The 19839-nt window shown below is 64.9% G+C and carries 14 protein-coding genes; 13 read left to right on the top strand and 1 reads right to left on the bottom strand.

Translation table 11 applies throughout. The annotated features are described in order from the left end of the window. The first annotated feature begins 28 nt into the window (after nt 1-28). From AC56LH_RS07080 to AC56LH_RS07045, 8 genes are all read left to right on the top strand, one after another. On the top strand, nt 29-367 hold the full coding sequence (locus AC56LH_RS07080; RefSeq protein WP_499645176.1) for a DUF4124 domain-containing protein: 339 nt from the start codon (nt 29-31) through the stop codon (nt 365-367). Further along, a complete protein-coding gene (locus AC56LH_RS07075) occupies nt 355-2904 on the top strand; it encodes an FtsX-like permease family protein (protein WP_499645174.1) in 2550 nt (849 codons plus the stop codon). The genes AC56LH_RS07080 and AC56LH_RS07075 overlap by 13 nt, the downstream gene beginning before the upstream one ends. After that, on the top strand, nt 2904-3983 hold the full coding sequence (locus AC56LH_RS07070) for a lipocalin-like domain-containing protein (protein WP_499645172.1): 1080 nt from the start codon (nt 2904-2906) through the stop codon (nt 3981-3983). Before AC56LH_RS07075 ends, AC56LH_RS07070 begins: the two co-directional genes overlap by 1 nt. Nucleotides 3984-4001: 18 nt before the next feature. Next, nucleotides 4002-5831 carry an ABC transporter transmembrane domain-containing protein gene (locus AC56LH_RS07065; protein ID WP_499645170.1) on the top strand — a complete coding sequence of 610 codons (1830 nt, stop codon included), beginning with the start codon at nt 4002-4004 and terminating at the stop codon, nt 5829-5831. Nucleotides 5832-5975: 144 nt separating this feature from the next. Further along, nucleotides 5976-8012 carry a methyl-accepting chemotaxis protein gene (locus AC56LH_RS07060; RefSeq protein ID WP_499645168.1) on the top strand — a complete coding sequence of 679 codons (2037 nt, stop codon included), beginning with the start codon at nt 5976-5978 and terminating at the stop codon, nt 8010-8012. Nucleotides 8013-8104: 92 nt separating this feature from the next. Continuing rightward, on the top strand, nt 8105-9238 hold the full coding sequence (locus AC56LH_RS07055; protein WP_499645166.1) for a threonine aldolase family protein: 1134 nt from the start codon (nt 8105-8107) through the stop codon (nt 9236-9238). Between the two features lie 41 nt (nt 9239-9279). After that, nucleotides 9280-10074, top strand: coding sequence for a thymidylate synthase (locus AC56LH_RS07050; protein ID WP_499645164.1), 795 nt, complete (start codon nt 9280-9282; stop codon nt 10072-10074). Nucleotides 10075-10137: 63 nt separating this feature from the next. Next, nucleotides 10138-11724, top strand: a complete 1587-nt coding sequence (locus tag AC56LH_RS07045; RefSeq protein WP_499645162.1) for a peptidase associated/transthyretin-like domain-containing protein — start codon at nt 10138-10140, stop codon at nt 11722-11724. Between the two features lie 17 nt (nt 11725-11741). On the opposite strand, the gene AC56LH_RS07040 is transcribed toward AC56LH_RS07045, so the two are convergent. After that, nucleotides 11742-12509, bottom strand: coding sequence for a hypothetical protein (locus tag AC56LH_RS07040; protein ID WP_499645160.1), 768 nt, complete (start codon nt 12507-12509; stop codon nt 11742-11744). Nucleotides 12510-13007: 498 nt separating this feature from the next. Between AC56LH_RS07040 and AC56LH_RS07035 the strand changes: the two genes are divergently transcribed. The 5 genes from AC56LH_RS07035 (at nt 13008) to AC56LH_RS07015 (ending at nt 19815) form a co-directional block, all read left to right on the top strand. After that, nucleotides 13008-14720, top strand: a complete 1713-nt coding sequence (locus AC56LH_RS07035) for an Atrophin-1 multi-domain protein (RefSeq protein ID WP_499645158.1) — start codon at nt 13008-13010, stop codon at nt 14718-14720. A 267-nt stretch (nt 14721-14987) separates the two neighbouring features. Further along, the gene (locus AC56LH_RS07030) at nt 14988-15962 is read left to right on the top strand and encodes an IS1595 family transposase (protein ID WP_499645156.1); all 975 of its coding nucleotides are present in this window, start codon (nt 14988-14990) and stop codon (nt 15960-15962) included. Nucleotides 15963-16352: 390 nt separating this feature from the next. Next, complete coding sequence (locus AC56LH_RS07025) at nt 16353-17540, top strand: glycosyltransferase family 2 protein (RefSeq protein WP_499645154.1); 1188 nt, start codon at nt 16353-16355, stop codon at nt 17538-17540. A 31-nt stretch (nt 17541-17571) separates the two neighbouring features. Next, a complete protein-coding gene (locus tag AC56LH_RS07020; RefSeq protein ID WP_499645153.1) occupies nt 17572-18726 on the top strand; it encodes a WecB/TagA/CpsF family glycosyltransferase in 1155 nt (384 codons plus the stop codon). A 57-nt stretch (nt 18727-18783) separates the two neighbouring features. After that, the gene (locus AC56LH_RS07015) at nt 18784-19815 is read left to right on the top strand and encodes a glycosyltransferase family 4 protein (RefSeq protein WP_499645151.1); all 1032 of its coding nucleotides are present in this window, start codon (nt 18784-18786) and stop codon (nt 19813-19815) included. The last annotated feature ends 24 nt before the right edge of the window (nt 19816-19839 follow it).

The raw sequence follows: 19839 nt of genomic DNA, 5'->3' as shown, positions 1-19839 counted from the left end.
GGTCTACAAATGTCATGACGGAGCGCACGTGAGCTACGCCGACCGCCCCTGCCCTGGCGCCGGCACGCCGCTCGCGCTGCCTCCCGCCCCGATGCCCGATCCGGTGCAGGCCGCGCGCCTCGCTGCCGCCCGCACCGCACTGGCGACCATCGATGGGGCACGTACCGCGCAGGCTGCGCGTGACGCGCATGAATTCGAGCGCACCGCGCGCGCCGCGCTGGCCTTGCGCAAGCGCTGCGACAAGCTGCGTCTGCAGGCACGCTGGGCTGACGAAGACCTGGCGAAGAGCAGCGATGCGGCAAAAACCATCGCCCCCATCAAGGCGCGCCGCATGGCCGAAACACTGGCGGTCGAATGCCCGGGTTGAGCCGCCTCACGCGCTGGTTGCTGCTCGGCGAGTGGCGCGCGCACCCGGTGCGCGCGCTGGTGGCGATTGCGGCGATTGCCGTCGGCGTGTCGATGGGCTTTGCCATCCATCTGATCAACGCCGCTGCCTTCAATGAATTCTCGGCTGCCGTCAAGAGCCTGTCGGGCCAGGCCGACATCCAGGTTCAGGGGCGCGAGCTGCTGTTCGATGAAGCAGTGTACCCGCAGCTGGCCAGCCACCCGGACGTTGCGGTGGCCGCCCCCATTCTCGAAGTGCAGGCCGGCGTGCCGGGCCAGGACACGCCGCTGCGCATCATCGGCATTGATGCCTTTCGCGCCGGCTTCATCTCGCCCGACCTGACCGGCGTGCCGGGCGACGGCCGCATGCTGGACGTACTGGCCGACGATGCGCTGTTCCTGTCGCCGGCGGCCGAAGCGTGGCTGGGCAAGCGGCGCGGCGACACACTGAATCTGCGCGCGGGCACCGGCGTCATCACGCTGCGCGTGGCCGGCCCCGTGCAGCGGGCCCGCAGCGGCCAGCGCCTGGCGGTGATGGACATCGGTGCACTGCAGTGGCGCCTCGAACGCGTCGGCAAGCTTTCACGCGTGGACCTCAAGCTGCGCAGCGGCGTTGACCGCGCGGCGTTCCAGCGCGCATTGACGGCCGATCTCGAACGCACCTGGCCGGGGCGCTTCACGGTCGGCCAGCCGAACGACGCCGACCAGGAAAGCCGCACCGAGAACATGAGCCGCGCCTACCGCGTCAATCTGACGGTGCTGGCGCTGGTCGCACTGTTCACAGGCGCGTTCCTCGTGTTCTCGACCCAGGCGCTGTCAGTCATGCGCCGGCGCAGCCAGTTTGCGCTGCTGCGCGTGCTGGGCTTCGAACGGGGCCAGTTGCTGCGCCAGGTGTTGCTCGAAGGCGCGAGCCTGGGCGTGGCCGGCAGCCTGCTGGGGATCGGCGCCGGCTATGCGCTGGCCGCGACAGCCCTCCATTATTTTGGCGGCGACCTGGGCGCCGGCTACTTCCCGGGCATCCGTCCGCAAGTGGCGTTCACGCCCGGTGCGGCCATCGTCTTCTTCGGCCTGGGCCTGGGCGTGGCCTTGCTCGGTTGTCTGGCGCCCGCGTGGGAAGCGGCGCGCGCGCGGCCGGCGGTGGCGATCAAGTCCGGCGCCGACGAAGCGCCGCTGTCGCGCCTGGCGCGCGTCTGGCCATCGCTCGCGTGCCTGACGATCGCCGCGCTGTTCGCGTTCGCGCCGCCCGTGTTCGAGCTGCCGCTGTTCGGCTACCTGGCGATCGCGCTGCTGCTTGTCGGCGGCATCGGCCTGATGCCGCGCTTTGCCGCCGTCACGTTCCGCGCGCTCGAAGGCTTGCTGGCGAAAAAACGGCATCCGCTGCCCGTGCTGGCGCTGTCACTGGGGCGCCTGGCCAATGCGCCGGGCCAGGCCTCGATCGCGCTGGGCGGGATCCTGGCCAGTTTCAGCCTGATGGTGGCAATGGGGATCATGGTGTCGAGCTTCCGGGTCTCGGTCGACGACTGGATGGGCCACATCCTGCCGGCCGACCTGTATGTGCGCACGGTGGATGCCGGCGGCACCGGTTATTTGAGCCCGGCGCAGCAGGCCGCCTTGACGGCGCTGCCCGGCGTGCAGCAGATCCAGTTCCTGCGCACGCGGCGCGTGTCGCTGGCGCCCGAGCGCCCGCCCGTCGTCGTCATCGCGCGCGACATCGACGTGCGCGATCCGGCACGCCTGTTGTATCTGGTGGGCGCCGGCGCGCCGATTCCTGCCGGCGCGCGGCCCGCCTGGGTGTCCGAGGCGCTGCTGGACCTGTACGGCGCGCGCGTCGGCCAGACGCTGCGCCTGCCGCTGGGCGGCGTAGAGACGCCGTTCTTTGTGGCCGGCGCCTGGCGCGATTACGCGAACCAGAGCGGCTCGGTCGTCATCCAGCTGGCTGACTACCGCAAGCTGACCGGCGAAGGCGATGTCACCGACGCCGCGCTGTGGACCAGCGACGGGGTCGACGCGGCCGCGCTGGAAACCCGTTTGCGCGCGCTGCCGTTTGGCGCGGCGCTCACCTTCATGCGCCCGGGCGACATCCGCGCCGCGAGCCTGAAGATTTTCGACCGCAGTTTCGCAGTCACGTACTTGCTGGAGGCGATCGCGATCGCCATCGGACTATCGGGCATCGCCGCCAGTTTTTCGGCGCAGACTTTGGCACGGGCGCGAGAATTCGGTATGCTGCGCCACGTCGGCGTCACGCGGCGCCAGGTCCTGCAGCTGCTCGCCTTCGAAGGCGGCCTGCTCACCGGCCTGGGCGTCATCGCCGGTTTCGTGCTCGGGCTGACCATCAGCCTGATCCTGGTTTTCGTGATCAACCCGCAGTCGTTCCACTGGACCATGGGCCTGCACCTGCCCTGGCCATTGCTGGGCAGCGTGGCCGCGGTACTGGTCGCCGCGTCCGTCGCCACCGCGCTCGTGTCGGGCCGTCAGGCCCTGTCGGGCGGGCCGGTGCGCGCTGTCAGAGAGGATTGGTAATGCGTTTCATCCTGGGTGTACTGCTGTCGATGTTGACGTTGCTGGCGCTGCCAGCGCGCGCCGAAGCGCCCGTGTTTGCCCCCGTCACGCCCGGTGCGGCGCTGGCGTTCCCGCGCGACTATGGCGCCCATCCCGAGTTTCGCACCGAATGGTGGTACGTCACCGGCTGGGTCGAAACGCCCGACAAGCGCCCGCTGGGGTTTCAGGTCACGTTCTTTCGCAGCCGCACGGGTGCCGACGGCGCCAATCCCAGCCACTTCACGCCGCGCCAGCTGGTGATCGGCCACGCGGCGCTGTCCGACCCGGCGGTCGGGCGCCTCGTGCACGACCAGCGCAGCGCGCGCGAAGGCTTTGGTCTGGCCTGGGCCCGCCCCGGCAACACCGACCTGAAACTGGACGACTGGCGCATGGTGCGCGACCAGGACGGCACCTACCGCGTAACCATCCGCTCGAACCAGCTGACGCTCGAACTGCGCCTGCGCCCGACGCAACCGGTGCTGGCGCAGGGCCAGGGCGGCTATTCGCGCAAGGGCCCCAGCGCGCAGCATGCCAGCTACTATTACAGCGAACCGCAACTGGCCGTCACGGGCAGCGTGGGCCGCGCCGGCATGGCCGCCACGGCGGTCACCGGCAGCGCCTGGCTCGATCACGAATGGTCGAGCGAAGCCCTGCAACCCGACGCCGTGGGCTGGAACTGGGTCGGCGCCAACCTTGACGACGGCGGCGCGCTGATGGCTTTCCAGATCCGCGACAAGCAAGGTGGTAAACTATGGGCGCACGCCACCCGGCGCGACAAGGCGGGCAAGGTCACGCACTACGCGCCGGAGCAGATCACGTTTACCCCGCAAACGCTGTGGACCTCGCCGCGCACGCAGGCGACCTACCCGATCGCCACCACGATCACCACCGGCGACCAGGTATGGCAGATCGCGCCGCTGCAGAACGACCAGGAACTCGATTCGCGCCGCTCGACGGGCGCCGTGTACTGGGAAGGCGCGGTCACGATCCAGCAGAACGGGCGCCGCGTCGGCCGCGGCTACCTCGAGATGACCGGCTATGTGCAGCCGATGAAATTATAAGAATCCCACGAAGACACGATGACGACGCGTACCACCAGCTCCACCGCCTCCCCCGACGCAGACAGTTCCCGCAAGAGCAGCCTCTCGACCCTCAAGGGCTTGACGCCGTTCATGGCGCCCTACCGGCGCCAGTTCATCCTGGCCGGCATCGCGCTGCTGTTCGCGGCCGGCGCCACGCTGGCGATCCCGGCGGCGTTCAAGCAGATGATCGACCTGGGCTTCGGCGCGTCGGCCACCGCGCGCGGCATCGAGAACGTCAACGCGACCTTCCTGGCGCTGTTCGGCGTGGCCGCCGTGCTGGCGGTGGCCACGGCTGCGCGCTTCTACATGGTCTCGTGGCTCGGCGAGCGCGTGACGGCCGACATCCGCAGCGCGGTGTACGGCCACGTGGTGCGCCAGAGTCCCGAGTTCTTCGAGACCACACGCACCGGCGAAGTGCTGTCGCGCCTGACCACCGACACGACGCTGATCCAGGCGATCGTCGGCACCAGCATCTCGCTCGCCCTGCGCAATACGCTGCTGTTCATCGGTGGCCTGGTGATGCTGTTCATCACCAGCCCGCGCCTGACGTCGATCATTCTTGGCCTGCTGGTGCTCGTCGTGCTGCCGATCGTGCTGTTCGGCCGCCGCGTGCGCAAGCTGTCGCGCGATTCGCAGGACCGCATTGCCGATGCCTCGGCCGTCGCCGGTGAAATCCTCAACGCCATGCCCACCGTGCAGGCCTTCACGCGCGAAGGCTACGAGGCCGGGCGCTTTGGCGTCGAAGTCGAAAGCGCGTTCACCACCGCCATGCGCCGCATCCGCGCGCGGGCCACGCTGACGCTCCTGGCCATCGTGCTGATCTTCGGCGCGATCGTGTTCGTGCTGTGGCTGGGCGCGCACGCCGTGATTGCCGGAACCATGACCGGGGGCGAGCTGGGGCAGTTCATCCTGTATGCCGGCATCGTCGCCGGCTCGGTCGGCGCCTTGTCGGAAGTGATGGGCGACGCCCAGCGCGCCGCCGGCGCCACCGAACGCCTGCTCGAACTGCTGGGCGCGCGCTCGGACATTCAGGACCCGCCCCACCCGGCCGCCCTGCCTGCCCGCACCGCCAACGGCGCGCGCGTCACACTCGACAATGTCACCTTCGCCTATCCGTCGCGCCTGCAGGAAGCGGCGCTGTCGCACCTGGCGCTCGAGATCCAGCCTGGCGAGACGGTGGCCGTCGTCGGCCCGTCCGGCGCCGGCAAGACCACGCTGTTCCAGCTGCTGCTGCGCTTTTACGATCCGCAATCGGGCAGCATTCGCCTGGACGGCGTCGATGTGCGCGACCTGACGCTGCAGACGCTGCGGGGCGCGGTCGGCATCGTGCCGCAGGATACGGTCGTGTTCTCGCTCGACGCGATGGAAAACATCCGCTACGGCCGCCCCGACGCCACCGACGACGAAGTGATCGCGGCGGCGCGCATGGCGGCGGCCCACGAATTCATCGAGCGCCTGCCGGAAGGCTACCGCTCGTTCCTGGGCGAGCGCGGCGTGCGCCTGTCGGGCGGCCAGCGCCAGCGCATCGCGATTGCGCGCGCATTGCTCAAGAACCCACCGCTGCTGCTGCTTGATGAAGCCACCAGCGCGCTCGACGCCGAATCCGAACGCCTCGTGCAGCGCGCACTCGAAGCGGCCATGATCGGGCGTACCACGATCATCATCGCCCACCGTCTGGCCACCGTGCAGCGCGCCGACCGCATCGTCGTGCTCGATGGCGGCAGGATCGTCGAGACGGGCACGCACCACGAACTGGTCGCGCTGCGCGGCGTGTATGCGAACCTCGCTGCGCTGCAGTTCCAGGCGCACGCGCCCGTGGCAGCCTGACCGGGCGTTAGCCAACCGTGAATTCATGTCACATTCCGTTGCATTGACGCACAATGAAAACTGCGAAAAGTCACTAATTGTTGCCTCATGAAAAGATTGGCGAGTATGATCCGGGGTTATACCTTCCATCATCACTCAACTATCATGAGCAACCAAAAATATAGTTTAGCCAGCTGGAATGTCGGCACCCGCATCAGTGTGGTCACATTCGCCCTGGCAGGTGTCATTCTCGCAGTCCTGATCGCCACGATCACGCACTCCACCTCCAGCATGCTGGAACAGCGCGCCATGCAAAGCGTGGCGAGTGAGCTCAAGGGTGTATCCAATACCGTCGAGCTGTTCAACAAAACCGTGTCGAGCCAGGCCGTCAGCTTCGGCCGCATCTTCAGTTCCGGGCTGACAGGCGCGTACACGCTCGACGAAGCCACCACCGTGGACATCGGCGGTCGCCAGGTGCCGACACTGAGCGTGGACGGCAAACCACTGAACCTCGACTTCGCCGTACCGGACAGCTTTACCGAGCGTACCGGCGCCAACGCCACCGTGTTCGCCGTCGCCGGCGACGACTTCGTGCGCGTGACCACGTCGGTCAAGAAGGAAAATGGCGAGCGCGCTGTCGGCACGGCCCTGGACAAGACGACGCCGGCCTACGCCGCGCTGCGCGAAGGCCGCACCTACGTCGGCCTGGCCACGCTGTTCGGCAAGCAGTTCATCACCCAGTACGAGCCGGTGCGCGACGCCGCCGGCAAGGTCGTCGGCGCGCTCTACGTGGGCGTCAACATCAGCAAGGACATCGCCTTCCTCAAGGAACGCATCAATGCGATCAAGGTCGGCGACAGCGGCTACTTCTACGTGCTGTCGGCAGCGCCAGGCAAGACCTACGGCGACCTGATCGTGCACCCGAAGAGCGAAGGCAAGAATATCCTCGACAGCAAATCGGCCAATGGTCACGAGTTCGTCAAGGAAATGCTCGAGAAAAAGGAAGGCACGGTCCGCTACGACTGGCAAAACCCGGGCGATACCGCCGCGCGCGAGAAATTCGCGGCCTACACGCACATGAAGGACTGGAACTGGGTTATCGCCGGTGGCACGTATGTCGACGAGATCACCGCCGCTGCTACTCAACTGCGCAACCGCTTCATCCTGTTCGGCATTGCCGCGCTGGCCGTACTGGCCACGCTGCTCTACCTGCTGGTACGTTCGACCGTGACGCGCCCGCTGGCAGCGGTCGAAGACGTGGCCCGCCGCATCGCCGGCGGCGACCTGACCGCCCGGATCGCGACCCGCAACAACGACGAAATCGGCCGTCTGACCGTTGCCATCAATGACATCGGCGAGAGCCTCTCCGGCGTGGTCGGCAAGGTGCGCGACGGCGCCGAGCACATTGCCGCTGCCTCGCAGCAGATCTCGACCGGCAACCTGGACCTGTGCAGCCGCACTGAAGAACAGGCTGCCAGCCTGGCGACCACGGCGTCGTCGATGGACGAGCTGACCACGACCGTGCGCCAGAACGCGGACAATGCGCGCCAGGCGAATGAATTTGCCCGCACCGCGTCAAACGTCGCGCAAAAAGGCGGCGACACAGTCTCGCAAGTGGTCGCCCGCATGGATTCGATCACGGTCGCCTCGCGCAAGATTTCGGACATCACGAGCGTCATCGATGGCATCGCGTTCCAGACCAATATCCTGGCCCTGAACGCGGCCGTCGAAGCAGCGCGCGCCGGCGAACAGGGTCGCGGCTTCGCGGTCGTGGCGTCCGAAGTGCGCAATCTGGCACAGCGCTCGGCGGCAGCGGCCAAGGAAATCAAGGGCCTGATCGACGCCTCGAACCAGGAAGTCGGCGCCGGCAGCGCGCTGGTCGCGCAAGCCGGCACCACGATGCAGGAAGTGCTCACGAGCGTGCAGCGCGTCACCGCCATCATGGCCGAGATCAGCAACGCCAGCCAGGAGCAGACCCAGGGCATCGAGGAAATCAACCGCGCCGTTGTCGAGATGGACACGACCACGCAGCAGAACGCCGCGCTGGTCGAAGAAGCCAGCGCCGCAGCGCAGGCGATGCACGAGCAGGCCGATGCCCTGGCACGGTCGGTGCGCAGCTTCCGCCTGGCCGAAGACGGCCCGAGCCTCGGCCACGATGCGCTTGCTGCGACGCCACGCCGCCCGGCGCTGGCCCACAGCTGATTGACCATTCTGCGCCCGGCCATCCGGCCGGGTGCTTCCTTTGCCGGCCCGGCGCGGTGTAGAGTAGCGTTCCTGTTCCTTCGGAGTGCCTCTTGTCAGAATCCGCCCTGCAGCGCCGCTGCCACACGATCTTCCCCGGCCACCGCCAGCGCCGTCCCGCCGAACATTTTGCAGCGATGGCCGCCTGGTGCGAACAGCACGACATCGATCACGACGTGTACGGCAATGGCGACCTGATTCAATCGTTTGAGGCCAAGGTTGCGGCCACGCTCGGCTTCGAGGCCGCCGTGTTTTGCGTCAGCGGCACGATGGCGCAGGTGACGGCGCTGCGCCTGGCCTGCCTTGAGCGCGCCAGCCGCCTGGTGGCGCTGCACCCGACCTCGCACATCTTCGTGCACGAGCGTGCCAACTACCAGTTACTGGATCACTTCCAGGCGCTGCCTGTGGGCGACCGGCACCGGCCATGGACGGCTGCCGACCTTCTGGACGTGCCGGATCGCCTGGGCGCGGTGGGCCTGGAGATCCCGATGCGCGAGATCGGCGGGCAGCTCTCGTCATGGGACGAACTCGAGGCGATCAAGCGCGGCTGCCGTGAGCGCGGCATCCACCTGCACATGGACGGCGCACGCCTGTGGGAAGCGGCGGCCGGCTACGGGCGCAGCGCGGCGCAAATCGCGGCCGGCTTCGATTCGGTGTACGTCTCGCTGTACAAGGGCCTCGGTGGCCTGGGCGGCGCGATGCTGGCCGGCAGCAGCGAGTTTGTGGCACGCTGCGCCGAATGGTTCCGGCGCCAGGGTGGCAACGTCATTCACCGCTCACCGTACGTGGTGGCCGCCGCAATGGACTTCGACGCGCGCCTGGCGGCCATGCCCGATTATTTCAGGCGCACGCAGCACTTGTATGCCGCGCTGCGGGCGCACCCGGCGATCCGCGTGAACCCGGCCGCGCCCCAGGCGAATATGCTGCACCTGCACCTGCCTGTATCGCGCGATCATGCACTGGCGATCCGCGACGCGCTGGCGGCCGAGCATGGTATCTGGATGTACAATCGCGCTGCGCACGGCGCGCTGCCCGACACCAGCGTCGTCGAAATCTACGTGGGCGACAACCTGCTGGCGATGCCCGATGACGCGCTGCGCCTGGCGTTGCAGCGCTTTGCCGACCGCTTGGCCGCGCTACCGGCTACCGGCCACGGCGCCCCGAGCGACCCCGTTTGCACCGGATGATAGAATGACGGGTTGTTAGTTACTTCATCACACAATCCGCAATGCGCCAATATCTCGACTTCATGCGCCATGTCCAGCAGCATGGTGCCACCAAAACCGACCGCACCGGCACCGGCACCCGCTCGGTATTCGGCTACCAGATGCGCTTTGATCTGCAGGAAGGCTTTCCGCTCCTGACGACCAAGAAAGTACACCTGAAGTCGATCATCCATGAACTGATCTGGTTCCTGCAGGGTTCGACCAATATCGCGTACCTGAAAGAAAACGGCGTGTCGATCTGGGACGAATGGGCCGACGCCGATGGCAATCTGGGGCCGGTGTACGGTTACCAGTGGCGCAACTGGCCGACGCCCACCGGCGAGCACATCGACCAGATCGCGCAGGTGCTTGAGCAGATCCGCACCACGCCCGATTCGCGCCGCATGATCGTCTCCGCCTGGAACGTGGCGGACGTGCCGTCGATGAAGCTGCCGCCGTGCCATGCGTTGTTCCAGTTCTACGTGGCCGATGGCAAGCTGTCGTGCCAGCTGTACCAGCGCAGCGCCGACATCTTCCTGGGTGTGCCATTCAATATCGCCTCGTATGCGATCCTGACCCACATGATGGCCCAGCAGGCGGGCCTGGAAGTCGGCGACTTCATCTGGACCGGCGGCGATTGCCACCTGTACGCCAACCACATGGACCAGGTTGACCTGCAACTGTCGCGCGACATGCGCGCGCTGCCGCAACTGGTCATCAAGCGCAAGCCGGACTCGCTGTTCGACTACCGCTTCGAGGATTTCGAGATCACCGGCTATGACCCGCATCCGGGAATCAAGGCGCCCGTTGCCGTCTGACCGGGCCGGCGTTGCCCGGCGTGTGCACTGCGCCGGGCACGACTGCACTCTGACTGGAGCATCATGACATTCCTACCCAACGCGCTGATACCGCGCCTGCTTCCGGCCCTGGTCTGCACGGCGCTCGCCGCCTGCGACGGCGCTGGCTCCGCCGCTGACCTGTCGGCCACCCTGTCCCACGCAGCGCCAGCCACCGGTGGCGACCGGCCCGTGCAGCAAGCGGGCAGTGCCATCATGGCGTCCGTGCACGCGGCCACGGTGGTCCAGGCCAGCGCGGCAAGAACGGCCCCGGACGCGGGTGCGCGCGCTGCCGCGTTCGGCAATTATCTGCGCCCTTACGCGGCCACGTCCTTGTGGAACGCGCGGCCGCTCAACCCGACCTTTGGCAACTTCGTCATTCCCAAGTCGAGCTACTTTCCGACCGTTGCATCGGGCGCCTATTCGACCGGCGTCTTCCTGGCAGCGGCAACGGACAAGCCGATGACGGTGGTCGGTCCGGGCTCCACCGACGGCAACACGGTGGGTGTTGCCGACCCCGACAACAACGGCAGCCGGGTCATCACGATTCCGCGCTGGCCTGCGGGTGTGTTGCCGGCTGCGGGCACGGATGGACATGCCGACATCGTCGACCCGGTGACCAATATCATCCACTCATTCTGGCAATTGAAACAGAAAGATGGCCGCTGGACCGCCGCCCTTTATTCGTGGAGCAAGCTGTCAGGCAATGGCTGGGGAGATCCCGCGCACTATTATCAGGGCGCCCGCGCGGTCGGCATTCCCGCGTCGGCAGGTCTGATCCGCAAGCACGAGATCAAGGATGGAAGCGCCACGTATCGGCATGCGCTGGCCATGTCGCTGACCAAGAATGGTCTGGCCAACGGCGTGACGAGTCCCGCCTATATCTTTCCCGCCACCTCGGCCGATAACACGGCAGCCGCCAATACCGGCGCCATCCCGCAAGGCGCGCTGCTGATGCTGCCGCCCGGCTTCGACAGCAGCGCCATCACCAGTCCCGACCTCAGGAAGATCGTCGAGACCCTCAAGGTGTACGGCGCGTATGTCGTCGACTACAACACCGGCACGCCGTTCGTGATCTACGCCGAGAACGACGCCGGCTTCAACCTGATGCCCAGGGGCTGGGACAACGAGGTCGCCAGCCAGCTCGACCTGATCCGTGCGGGTTTGCGCCAGGTGACGTCGGTGCGGGGCTGGCTCGACGGCAATGGGAACACGGCGACTGCGGCAATCAAGGCGCAGCAGAACATGAACGTGCTGTCGATGCGGGGGCCATGGTCACGGCAATCGGGTACGGGTTCCGCCGCCTACGACACCCTCGAACAGCACCTGGCGTTCGAGGCGGCGACCGGCAAGACCGTGTATATAAATGCAAGCAATGCCGGCATGACGCCCGTGACATGGGCAAAGCCGCAAGCAGGCACCCACGTCCAGTTCTCGGTCAGCGCAAGCGGCGGCGCCACATTGCGGCTGCAGGTGCGCAGCAACAACGTGATGGTGCAGGACACCCGGGACCTCGCGAACGGACAATCACGGCGCTTCGTGTGGCCTGCCGACGCCACATTCACCCTCACGGCGACAAGCGGCGCCAGTGGGCCCTCATCCGTCAAGGCCGCGCTCGTCAAACTGCCGTGACGTAATTAAAGGCTCGATTACAACCAGAGTCCCGGCGCGATCTTGCGGGCGATCATCCGCAGTTTTTCTTTTGCCCTGTAACCCGTGCTGCGGTAATTCGCATTCGAATAGCCTGAATAGCCATCGATGATGGGCTGCACCCGGAAACGCGGGATGATCTGCGCGTCCGGTGTCTGCATCGCTTCACTCATCGTTTGAAAGAATTTCTTTTCGAGCACGAACGATTTGGAAAACTCTCCCCGGAAATAGCGATCGTAGGCGTCGCGACGGAAGGCAAATGTCCGCAATTCCATCCACAGATTACCGCCCAGGGACTCGCCGATGAGCGGCACGTCGCGCAGATCGCAATACACCTCGTAATCGGCGGGCGCTGAGCAAATCAATTGCTCGATATTCAAAATCTTCAATCTGCCAGTAACCTTCCAGATGTGATCATCCGGCTTGATGACATGACTGGCGAGCAGACCTTCGTCAAACATCCTGAATTCGCCATAGCCCTTGCCGCGTGACGGCGGGTAATCGGAACTGACGCTGATGAATTCCACGTTCTTGAACGACTTGCGCTGCAGCGCATTTTTCAATGGGGTCAGATCGGTGTCCGAGTTTTCGAGAAACACGATGCGATCAGCGACTTCCGGTGCGACTGCCTCGTAATACCGCAGCGCTTCGATGTAGTCGTTCATCCGGATCGCAGGGTCCATGCGTGTTGAACCGGGCATGTCCTTCGATGGCGTGATCGTCGCCGACATCAGGATCACATTGGGTTTTCTTGGGTGAGACATCATTTTCCTCACGGCCGGGCCAGCCCCGACCGCCTCATGTTTGTTGTAACTTCAACATCTTACCGCGTTTCTCGCCGTGCCAGCGGACAGCGCGCCTGGCGCGCGCACCAAATACTTTCAAGCCATTGTCATTCTTGCCGATTGAATTGATTGGCACGAGCGATTTAATTCGGCAGCGCTGTCAATACTGTTAATACCTTTCTCCAGGTAAATACACGTCGAGTTTTTCTTTGCAGTAAAGACACATCGCCAACTCTCCATTTAAAGAAAAACAATTGCTTTAAGTTTCGCATTTCAATTCGACAACGTCAGGCGGTATCACTTTTTTAATGCCCATAGCAAGAAGGGCAATCTTCTGTTGCAAATACCCAAAATTAGTGCATATAACTTTTATTTGCCGTGTGGAATTCTTTTCCCTGCAGTAATATTCATGGCATCTGACAGGCTGAGAGAGAAGAGCCTGATACGCATCCGATCCTCCCTGATATTGAAGATACCGATATGACACTCTTTTCACGCACGGTCACCGTGCAGGTCGTTTCCACGCTGCTTTGCACATCGCTGGCAGCTTGCGGCGGCGGCGGTGGCGCCGACACCAATTCAGCAAACGCTGCCCTGGGCGTATCGAATGTCGTTGCCCCCACGCCAGCAGTGACAGTGCCCACCGCCAGCAGCGGCGGCGCCTCCAACCCGTCGCCGGTGTCGACCGCACCAACGGCCAGCGCCAATCTGCCAGCGACCGAATCGGTCGTGCCCGGTCTTACGTCGCCCGATGCAAGCTCGGTGAGCCAGCCGGAACCGTCTTCGGCAACCCCGTCCGCGTTGCCCTCGTCGAACCCGACCCTGGGGCAGACGACGCCATCGAGCACCGGCGACGGCGTCTTTGGCACGTATCTGCGCCCGTACGCAGCCAACTCACTGTGGAACTCGCGCCCGCTCAACCCGGTGTTCGGCACCTTCGTGATTCCGAAGTCCAGCTATTTTCCAACCGTCGCGTCCGGCGCGTATTCAACCGGCGTCTTCCTTGCCACGGCGACCGACGCACCGATGACGGTTGTCGGCCCGGGATCGACCGCCACGAACACCGTCGGTGTCGCTGATCCTGACAGCGGCAGCAATCGCGTCATCACCCTGCCTCGCTGGCCGGCATCCGTATTGCCGGCCTCTGGCACGGACGGTCACGCCGATATCGTCGATCCGGTCACGAACATCGTCCATTCGTTCTGGCAGCTCAAGCAGCAGAATGGCCGCTGGACTGCCGCAATGTACTCGTGGAGCAAGCTGGGCGGGACTGGCTGGGGCGATCCTTCGCACTATTACCAGGGAGCACGCGCGGTCGGGATTCCCGCTTCTGCCGGTCTGATCCGCAAGCATGAAATCAAGGACGGCCTTGCCGCCTATCCTCACGCGCTCGCCATGTCATTGACCTTCAACGGTCTGGCCAACGGTGACGGCACGCCTGCCTATGTGTTCCCGGCAACGGCAGCGGACAATTCGGCAGCGGCCAATACCGGCGCCATCCCGCAAGGCTCGCTGATGATGCTGCCACCAAGCTTCGACAGCAGTGCGATCGCCAACCCTGACCTGCGCAAGATCGTTGAAACACTCAAGTTGTACGGTGCCTATGTCGTCGACCGCAATACGGGTACGCCATTCGTGATTTATGTCGAAAACGATGCTGGTTTCAACCTGATGCCAAAAGGCTGGGACAACAATGTTGCCGACCAGCTCGACAAGATCCGTGCGGGCCTGCGTCAGGTGACCTCGGCGCAGTCCTGGATCGACGGCAACGGCGACATGATTGCGGCAAGGAATGTGCCTCAGAGCATGAACATCCTGTCAATGCGCGGGGGCTGGTACCGGCAGTCCGGCACTGGCACGGGCGATTACGACCCGATCACCCAGAAGTTCTCGTTCGCTGCAACAACGACCAAGACGGTTTACGTGAACGCCAATAACACTGGTCTGACACCGGTCAAATGGGCCAAGCCGCAGGCCGGCACCTATCTGAACTTGACGGTCAGCGCCACCGGCGGCGCCAAGCTGCGCCTGCAAGTCAAATCCGGTGACACGTTCACGCACGACACCTGGGACCTGGTCGATGGAAAATCGGTGCGGATCCTGTGGCCGGAAAATGCATCGCTCGTCTTGATTGCAACCAGCGGTACCAGCGGCGCGTCGACGGTCAAGGCTGAACTCGTTCCGTCAAACTGATCGTCACCCCACCCCTTGCAAGCCGCGCCGAATGCGCGGCTTTTTTTTGGGGCGCAGTCAACGTTGAATAGAGGCGAGCTTTGAACTGATGAACGGTTCCGTGGTCTGTCGCCAACGCCAGGGCCCCGTCATCAGAGCGCCACGTTTCAAGAGCTGGTGTGCCAGGCTTCCATTGCTGAAGGCGCAGTCAACGTTAAATAGAGCAAAGGTTTGAACTGATGAGCGATCCCATGGTCCAACGCCTGTCCCCAGCGTCAGGAGTCGCTCATGAAAGCGCCCCGTTTCAGGAACTGGTTTGCCAAGCTGTCAGCGCTGAATCAGCCGCAGCGCCAGCAGGTACTCGACGCCCTGCATCCCGCAGCCGGCCTCGACCAGGTGGTGGCGCTGATCGCCCAGGCCAGAGCGCCAGCGCGCTGCTGCCCCGGCTGTGGCAACGAACGCTGTCACCGGCACGGCTTCGCCAACGACCTGCAGCGCTTTCGCTGCTGCGCCTGTGGTCGCACGTTCAACGACCTGAGCGGCACGCCACTGGCGCGGCTCAGGCACAAGGCCAAATGGCTCGCGTATTCACAGGTGCTGCTCCATTCACTGTCCGTACGCAAGGGTGCAGAACGGGTCGGCGTACACCGCAATACGGCGTTCCGGTGGCGTCACCGCTTTCTCGCCTGGGTCAAGCTCGACCGGCCTGCATCGCTCAACGGCATCGTCGAAGCAGATGAAACGTTCCTGCTCGAATCGCAAAAAGGCTCGCGCTCGCTGGATCGCCCGCCACGCCGCCGCGGGGGACGCGCAACCAAACCTGGCATTTCCCGGCAATTCGATTGCATTTTGGTGGCACGCGACCGGAATGGCGGCACCATCGATGCCGTCACTGGCCGCGGCGCACTGACGGCCGCGCAACTCGAGCGCGATTTGCTGCCCAGACTTGATCCGCAGGCACTGCTGGTCAGCGACAGCCATGCCGCTTATCGGGCATTTGCACGCAAGCACAAAATTGCGCACGAGATGGTTAATCTGCGCGCCGGGGTACGCGTCAGGCATGCGGGAAGCCGTGCCATCCACGTACAGAGTGTGAACGCGTACCACGGGCGCTTCAAGGCCTGGCTACTGGGCTTTCGCGGCGTGGCATCGCGCTACCTGCGCAATTACCTCGGTTGGCGTTGGGCTCTGGATGGCGGACGGGTCAGTTACGCAGAACAATTGTTTTGCATCGCAATCGGCGTCATCAACAGACAACGCTGACTGCGCCTTGCTGAACGTGCCGCAGCGCCGGCAAGTGCTCGATGCCCTGCATCCTGCCGCTGGCATCGACCAGGTCGCAGCGCTCATCGCTCAGGCCAGAGGCCGGGTGCAGGCCCGTCAACGTTTTCGGTCCCCGAGTCACCGCACGACGCGGCTCGCCAGCGCACCGCTGCCCACGTACAATTCCGATGCCAGCAAAGCACGATATCTTTGTCCGTTACAATTCATGCATCTGAAATTTCGCTTATTATATTGCTATTGATCACAATAGCGGCATCCAGCCCATGCAGCGTCATCGCTGCCAGTGTTGCCGCCCGGTGGCGTTCGATATCATCGCCGCCGTGTCCAGCCTGCCCTGCTCCTGCCATCCATTTTTAGGAAACCATTCTTTTGATCCATGCGTTTTCGATCGCCCTGCTCGTGTTGCTATGCATCATATTGGTGCCGGTGATGGTCCTGCTTGCCCAGGCCCTGCTGGCGTCGCGCACTGTGCGCGGTGCAGCATCCGTGGCCGGGCCGCGGCCGAGCGTGGCAGTGCTGATCCCTGCCCACAATGAAGAAGCAGGCTTGCTTGCCACCCTGGCGAGCCTGCAACCCCAGCTGAGCGCCAACGACCGCATCCTGGTCGTTGCCGACAATTGTTCCGATCAAACCGCCGAAGTGGCCCGCCAGGCCGGGGCAGGCGTGATCGAGCGCAGCCATGCGCAACTGCGCGGCAAGGGGTACGCACTGGACTTTGGCGTGCAGGCGCTGGCCACGGCGCCGCCGGACGTGGTGGTCATCGTTGACGCCGATTGCATTGTCGGTGAAGGCGCGATTGCGCGCGTGGCAGCGCTGGCAGCGCACCATCAGCGCCCGGTGCAGGCGCTTTACCTGATGCACACGCCGGCCGGAAGCGGACCGCTGAAAAAAATTGCCGAATTTGCCTGGCTGGTGAAAAACAAGGTGCGGCCGCTGGGCTGGTTCCGGATGGGCTGGCCGTGTCAGCTCATGGGTACCGGCATGGCTTTCCCATGGCAAACAATCCGCTCTGCCCACCTGGCGACCGGCCACATCGTCGAAGACATGAAGCTCGGACTGGATCTGGCGCTGGCCGGCAGCGCGCCGATGTTCTGCCCCTCGGCGCTCGTCTACAGCCATTTTCCGTCCAGCGCCGAAGGCGTGCAAAGCCAGCGCACGCGCTGGGAGCATGGCCATCTGAGCGTGATTGCCAGTGCCGCGCCGGCCGCGCTTGGCGGCGCCATCCGCCAACGCAGTGCGAGCCTGTTCGCGTTTGGCCTGGACCTGTGTGTGCCGCCGCTGGCGCTGCTGGTATTGCTGGTCTGCGCACTGACCGGGCTGGCACTGGTGCTGACCCTGGCCGGCGGCCCGGTCGCGCCGCTGATCCTGGGCGTGCTGGCAGGGCTGGCGCTTGGCACGGCAATCCTGCTGTCGTGGTGGCGTTTTGGGCGGACGGTGCTGAGCGGCAAAGAACTGGCGCTCGCTGTCGTGTATGTGCTGGCGAAAATACCGCTGTATTTCCGCTTCCTGTTCCGTCGTCAAGTTTCATGGGTGAGGTCAAAACGTGACAGTGAATAATAGTGTGCCGGTGCCACCGGCCCCTCCGTCTGTGTCTGCGCCTGTCGTAACCGACTTCACGCGCCCCGTGTATTGCGTGCTGGGCCTGCCGTTCGACGCGCTGGGAATGCAGCAAACCGTGGATCTGCTGTTGGCGCGCGTGGGTACCGCCGAGCGCTGCTTTTTCTCGACGCCCAATCTGAACTTTCTGATCACCAGCCAGCAGGATCCGGCGTTTCGCGATTCGGTACTGCGCTCGTCGCTGTCACTGGCCGACGGCATGCCGGTCGTGTGGCTGGCAAGGTTGCTGGGTTTGCCGTTCAGCGAACGCGTTGCAGGAGCAACCGTCTTCGAACGCCTGCGCGACCAGCGCAGCATGCCGATCAGCGTGTTTTTCTTCGGTGGCCCGGATGGCGTGGCGCAGAAGGCGGCAGACGTGCTCAATGCCGGCGAAGGCCGCATGCGGTGCGTGGGCGCCTGTTCGCCCGGCTTCGGAACGCTGGCAGAGATGAGCACGCCAGCCATGATCGAACGCATCAACGCAAGTCATGCCGACCTGCTCGTGGTGTCGCTGGGCGCCAAGCGCGGCCAGGCGTGGATCGAACACAATCTGGACGCACTGGACACGCCGCTGGTCAGCCATCTGGGCGCCGTGGTCAACTTCGTGGCGGGCACGGTCAGCCGCGCGCCCGGTCTGGTGGGCCGGCTCGGCCTGGAATGGGTGTGGCGCATCAAGGAAGAACCGGCGCTGTGGAAGCGCTACTGGAACGACGGCATGGCGCTCGTGCGTCTGCTTACCACACGCGCGCTGCCTGCTGCACTGGACGCGCGACGTCTGCGCGCTGCCCATGCGGCGCCCGTACTGCAGGAAAGCGACGATGGCCAGCTGTACACGCTGACGCTGGGCGGCGTCTGGCGTGATGCGGCCCTGGGCGACCTGCGGGCCGCACTGGCGCGTGCCACTACACGGCCGCGTTCGATCCATCTGGCGTTGCTGGACGACTGTGGCCTGGACAGTGCCGCCCTCGGCCTGCTGCTGCTGCTGTATGGCCACCAGAGCAAAGTGGGTACCGCGCTGAGCGTGGACGCACGCAGCGCCGCCCTGCGCCGCACCATGCGCCTGCAGAATGTCGAATTCCTGCTGCAGGGACTGCCTGGCAAGACCGTGTCTGCGACCACTGCCGCTGAGCGCGCCCTGCAACGCTAGTACGCCGGCGCCTGGCGTCGGCAACCCCTGTTTTTCACACTGATTGGATCGTGCAGCATGGATTGGCTCGTATTGTCGCCGTTCGTTAAGACTACCTACCCCGGCTGGTTGATGCCCTTCATCGATCCGGCCAAACACCGGACCCGGCAGGTACCTGCCGACTACGATCACGACCGCTCGCGCGCGGTGTCCTCGGGACGCCAGTGGCTTGATTACCTGCGCCATGGCTGGCGCGGTTTCAGGCAAACGTTCAGCCGGCAGCCGGTCGGCATCGTCACGGCGTTCCCGCAGCTGGCGGTGATCGTGGCACTGCTCAAGACGCTCAGCGGCCGCAAGAACGTGCCGCTGATCGCATGGTGCTTCAACCTGGCCCAGCCCTACGGCGGCATCAAGGGCAAGCTGGCGCGCTTCTGCCTGCCGGCAGTTGACGTGTTCGTCGTGCATTCACGGGCCGAGATCGAGATTTACAGCACCTGGCTGCAGCTGCCGCGCGAACGCTTCGTGTTCGTGCCCCTCAGCGCTGAAATCCGGGATACCGACACCTGGCTTGATCAGGGCGACGACCCGTACATCGTTGCGCTCGGCACGGCCAACCGCGATTACGCATTGCTCTCTGAAGCCGCCGGCCAGTTGGGCTACAAAACGATCATCGTGGCAGGTAGTCACGCCACCGCCCACATCCAGGCGCCGCCCTGCGTGAGCTTCCGTTCCAACCTGACGCTGGCAGAGTGCCACCAGCTGGCACTGTACTCGCGCGTCAACGTGATCCCGATCGCGGACGTGAAGGCGCCGTCCGGCCAGGTGACCGTGATCGAATCGATGATGCGCGGCGTGCCGATGGTGGCCACTGCCTGCGCCGGCACCAGCGATTATGTCGTCGACGGCGTCGATGGCATCCTGGTCGCGCCGAACGACGTCGCGGCCATGGTGAACGCGCTGCGCACGGTCTGGGAAGATGCCGCACTGCGCAGCGCCCTGTCGCGTAACGCGCGCCAGGCCTCGCTCGACAAATTCACCTTCCCGGCGGCCGCGGCGCGCCTGACGGAGCTGATGACGCAGCTAGCCAATCGGCAGCCACGCCCCGATTGATCCCCTGCTGTCATTGACACTTGA

This window comes from Telluria sp. LT1R51-2, from assembly GCF_059685775.1.
Note: the sequence above shows the minus strand (reverse complement) of the source record. Positions and strands in the feature narration are given on the sequence as shown.